General features: G+C 71.1%; 1 protein-coding gene. It reads right to left on the reverse strand.

The features are described from left to right. Window positions 1-1,640 (reverse strand): AAA family ATPase (locus V6M46_RS19610; protein WP_442880471.1); only part of this gene is annotated, 1,640 nt, incomplete at its 3' end. Window positions 1,641-1,656: the final 16 nt, after the last annotated feature.

Below are 1,656 nucleotides of genomic sequence, written 5' to 3' on the forward strand. Positions count from 1 at the left end.
GCGAGCTCGGCGCCGTCCTGGCGGAACGTGATGAGCCCGACCTTGTCGCGGCGCTGGTAGGCGTCCATCAGCAGCGACAGGATCGCGGTCTTGACCTGCTCCATGCGCTTGCGCGCTGCCATCGAGCCGGACGCGTCGACGCAGAACAGGATCAGGTTTGACTCGTGCCCCTCCTTGACCGCGAGGCGCAGGTCGTCGGCGCGGAACTTCAGGCTGGCAACCCGGCCGCGGGCGTGCTGGTGCGGTGCCGCGGCGCGGATCGTCTCCATGAGGTGGATCGAGCCGCCCTGGCCCGTACGCCGTTGGGCGCCGATGCGTCGTCCGGTCTCGGTGATGGCCCGCGAACGCTTGCCGGACTCGCCGGCCCCCGTGCCGCCGACCGTGAACAGCTTGGCTCGGTACGGCTGCTGCGGGGCCGCAACCGTGACCTCGTCCGTACCGCCAGGCTGCTGCTCCGGCTCGGATTCACGCTGGGAGTGACGGTCTTGATGCGACTCGCCGGGTGAATCCTCAAAAGTGTCACTCTCAGCGGGGTCGTGGCCCGGGTCGGAGGGTGAGTCGGACTCGGAGGTCTGGGACTCCTGCGTCTCTGCGTCGTCCGTGCCGTCGCCCTCGGGCTCCGGCGGCGGCTCGTCGTCGCCGAGGATCTGGTCGAGCAGGTCCTCGTCGATGCCCGGGGCGTCGAACGGGTTGCGGCGGCGACGGTGCGGCAGGGCAAGCCGCGCCGCAGCGCGGATGTCCTCGCGCAGCACGCTCGTACGCCCGTTCCACGCGGCATGCGCAGCGGCGGCGCGGGCCGTGACGATGTCGGCGCGCATGCCGTCGACCTCGAACGCGGCGCACACCTCGGCGATCTTGAGCAGCGCCCAGTCGCTGAGGTCGACCTGGTCGACGAGCTTCTGCGCCGACTGGATGCGATCGGTGAGCGTCGCCTCGTCCTCGGCATACCGGGCGGCGAAGGCGTCAGGATCGGCCTCGTACGCGAGCCGCCGGCGTACGACCTCGACGCGCGCAGCCGGATCACGCGGCGCGGCGACCTCGACCGTGAGGCCGAACCGGTCGAGCAGCTGCGGGCGGAGCTCGCCCTCCTCGGGGTTCATCGTGCCGACGAGGACGAAGCGCGCGGCGTGCTCGACCGAGACACCGTCGCGCTCGACCGTCGAGCGACCCATCGCAGCGGCGTCGAGCAGCAGGTCGACGAGGTGGTCGTGCAGCAGGTTGACCTCGTCGACGTAGAGGATGCCGCGATGCGCGCGCGCCAGCAGGCCGGGCTCGTACTCGGTGACTCCGTCCGACAGCGCCTTCTCGAGGTGCAGCGAACCCAGCACGCGGTCCTCCGTGGCACCCACGGGGAGCTCGACGAGGCGTACCGGACGGGTCTCGACGTCGACGTCCGCGGCGAACGGGCCGTCGGGCGACAACGGATGAGACTCGCGGGGGTCGGTGGAGAACCGATCACCGGCGATGACGTCGATCTCCGGCAGCACCGAGGCGAGCGCGCGCACCATGGTCGACTTCGCGGTGCCCTTCTCGCCGCGCACGAGCACGCCGCCGATCGCGGGCGAGATCGTCGAGAGGGTCAGGGCGAGCGCCATGTCGTCGGATCCGACGACGGCGCTGAAGGGGTAGTGCTGTGGCATATGGGGCTCCCGCTCG

This window comes from Aeromicrobium sp. (genome assembly GCF_036676885.1).
GTDB lineage: Bacteria > Actinomycetota > Actinomycetes > Propionibacteriales > Nocardioidaceae > Aeromicrobium.